Below are 3,548 nucleotides of genomic sequence, written 5' to 3' on the forward strand. Positions count from 1 at the left end.
GCTTAACATAATGTCTCACCATTAATGATGAATAGGAATCTCATTATAGAAGCAGCAGTTTTTATACTACAACTCTACATTCAACTAACTAAAACCAATGAAAAAAGAGCAGATAGTCTGCTCTTTTATGATGCCTCCTTATGTTCCGTGGAATGTTTAACACTCCCCAGTCTCTTTAGTTTATTCCACCCTACCGCTACTCCTCGAAGCGATGAGAATATAGATTTAATGACAACATAAGTCATAAATTGGCGATAAATAAAACGTTGTAAAATTAACCATGCCAATGGTTTTGGGTTCTCTTCCTCTAATTTAAATGCGAACAGAGAAGCGAGAAGATCCATTAAAAAGAAAACAAGATAAAATCCTAAAACTTTTAGCGGATTACTACTAAATAGTCCTATAATCATTAATATATCTGCAAAAGGAGCAATGAATTGCAGCACATATTGGAATAACCACATATTAGGCAGTGCAATAAATCCTAATGTTTTATGCTTTGGATTACATAACGCTTTTCGATGTTTCCAAAGACATTGAAGTGTACCATATGACCAACGATACCGCTGTTTAATGAGACTTTTCACATCTTCAGGTGATTCCGTAAAAGCATGCGCTTTTTCTTCATATACAATTCTATGCCCTTGACGTAAAAATGTAATAGTAAGATCCGTATCTTCTGCTAACGTATCTTCGCTTAAATATCCAGATTCAACTACATTCTTTTTGCGCCACGCCCCAATAGCTCCTGGAACTACTGTAATACAATTTAACTCATCAAAAGCTCTACGTTCTAAATTAAACCCTGTAATGTACTCAACATGTTGCCAAGTAGTTAACAAATTCCGTCTATTCCCCACTTTGACATTACCTGAAACTGCAGCTACATTCTGATTTTCAAAGTGTCTAACCATTAGAGAAATGGCGTCTTGCGCAATAATAGTATCCGCATCTAAAGTGACAATGATTTCTCCTCGCGATTGTTGAAACCCTAGGTTCATTGCCGATGATTTCCCGCCGTTTTCTTTCTGAATGAAACGAACTTTAGGGTGTTTATAAAATGTTTCTTTCATTACTTTTGACGTACCATCTGTCGATCCGTCATCCACAACAATAACTTCAAATTCTCTATAATTACTATCCAAAATTGAGTGAATTGTCTTGGCTATCACCTTTTCTTCATTATATGCTGCTATGACAACACTAACAAAAGGTTGATAGGACGAATTAATATAGCGAGATAACGTTTTTCTTTTCTGCTTCCATGCAAAATAAATTAAGAATAAAAATCGAAAAATCCCTAATCCAATAGCAATATAAAAAATAGTTGTTAATATATGCTTAAAGTATCCTGCCCCTGAAAAGACAGCTTTATTGTAAAGCAAATATTGCTTCCCCTCAGAAGAAACAGGAGGCATGATTTCATCTCGTTCTTTATTCATTAAATCTGAAATTGTTACAAAACTATATCCATGCTTTTTTAGGTCTTTAATAATAATTGGGAGCGCCTCTACTGTATGTGTACGGTTCCCTCCCGCATCATGGAGAAGAATAATATTTCCCTCTCCCTTATAAATGGGATTAAGAGCACGCTTTACTAATTCATTTGTTGATGGTATTGCCCAGTCTTCGGGATCAACTTTTTCCGCTACCATTGTATAGTTCATATTTTGTGCACGTAAAATAGGCAATATTTCATTTGATGAATCCGGGTTAGCATCCGCTTCATATGGCGGTCTAAATAAAACCGTAGAATGTCCAGTTACTTCCTGAATTAAACGTTGCGTCGTATTAAGTTCTACTTTCGTTCGTAGTAAAGACATATCTGCTATGTTAGGATGCTTGAAAGTATGATTGCCAATTTCATGCCCTTCATCGTATATTCTTTTTACAATACTAGTATTTAGTTGCGCGTTTTCACCAAGTACAAAAAAAGCAGCTTTTATTTGATTCTCTTTTAATATATCTAATATTTCTGGCGTATATTTCGGGTCTGGTCCATCATCAAATGTTAATACTACTTGTTTCCCATTTGGTTTTCCATATCGTTGCACTTCATATGCAGATGGTAAGGATTGATATACTTCATCTGTAATATAATCATCTTTGCCTACTTTAAAATCTCTCAATCCATTTTTTCTTTCATTCTCAATCTGTAAAATTTCACCTTGTCCAGAATAATTCACTTCATCTAAACTACTGATTTTATGTAATACATTAGGATTTTTTTGTACCTCAATAGGATTTTTTAAAACTTTCCATATTGTAGGATCTTCTGCTCCTAATCTCCATAGCGCAAACCCCTTTGCATGATTGTCCATTGCGATTTTCACTTGATTATAAAGAGTAACACCGTCTAAGAACCAAGCAGTATGTTCTTTCTCTCCTGTTTTATATCTAAAATACGGATTTCCACTCACCTTATCCCATTGAATTTTTATATTTGAATCATGAGCCATTGCCATAACTTCTGAGAAAGTCATAGACTTTGCAGCTTCTTTACTATTTACTTCCCAATCATATCCATAGTTACCGAAAGCAACTATAAGTTTATTAGACGGAATATTCAGTTCTTTTAATGTATGTTGGAACCATTTATTTGAAGCAATTGGTCCTGGTTCCCCCGCTCCATAGTGCTCATCGTACATCATTACAATCATTCGATCTATTATTTTTGCTAACGCACTATAATCAAAAGCCTTATCATTAGCTGGAACATCTTGTGTAACGAGCAAATCATGTTCATGAAATTCCTTAGTAAGTTCTTTCATAAAATTTGTTAAGTTTTCTCTATCACTTTCAGGTACGGCCTCAAAGTCAATATTAATACCTGAAAACTGATTTTTTTTAACTTGGCTTACTAAATCATTAATAAACTTTGTCTTTACATCGTTTGAGGAACTCAGTAACTTATGAATTAGCCCACTATCAGGACCAGAAGCTTCCTCAGTATAGTTAGTAAGCAAAGGCATAATCTTCACTTGATTTTTTTCTGCCAACTTTACTATCTCAGGTTTTATCTCACTTCTAATCGTTAAATCTGCTTTTAAATGATACCACTCTGGTACTAACGTAGTTAATGAATCAATATTTTCTTTTAAAGAAGCGGTACTATTTTCATCCCAGTTTACATAAAAACCATACACTTCTTTAGGATGTTTACTATCCTTCGGCGGATTCACCAAATTTTTATTATCCTTCGTTTCGGTATTTGGGTTAAATGCTTCCTCCTTTAACTGCTGATCACTAAGTTTTTGATTAATTGGTACAAGTTTAGTATCTTGTTGTACAGCGGTATTCATATTTGGAATTTCTGGTGTTGAAAAAATACTTTGAAAGAAAAAATAAAATACAACACTTACACTAACTATTGAGATACATAGAAACCAAATAAAGGCTATGTTTCTCCTTCCTTTCGGATCATAAAAAACAGGTTTTTCTTTATCTTTCTCTTGTTGAATGTTTTTCTCCATTATATTTTTCACATACTCCTTCTTAATAGAACTATAGAATATTAAAGTGCAACTTTAATCAGTGGGGGTTTTGTT

1 protein-coding gene is annotated in these 3,548 nt (G+C 33.9%); it reads right to left on the bottom strand.

Going from position 1 to position 3,548, the window contains the following annotated elements:
- Positions 1-125: 125 nt before the first annotated feature.
- A complete protein-coding gene (locus ABWK52_RS16465; RefSeq protein WP_098541119.1) occupies positions 126-3,473 on the bottom strand; it encodes a glycosyltransferase in 3,348 nt (1,115 codons plus the stop codon).
- Positions 3,474-3,548 lie beyond the last annotated feature (75 nt).

Source organism: Bacillus sp. AP50, from assembly GCF_040492675.1.
Classification (GTDB): domain Bacteria; phylum Bacillota; class Bacilli; order Bacillales; family Bacillaceae_G; genus Bacillus_A; species Bacillus_A cereus.

What these genes read in the sequence shown, in the direction of transcription:
- ABWK52_RS16465 (WP_098541119.1), bottom strand. Translation starts at nt 3,473, where the DNA reads ATGGAGAAAAACATTCAACAAGAGAAAGATAAAGAAAAACCTGTTTTT.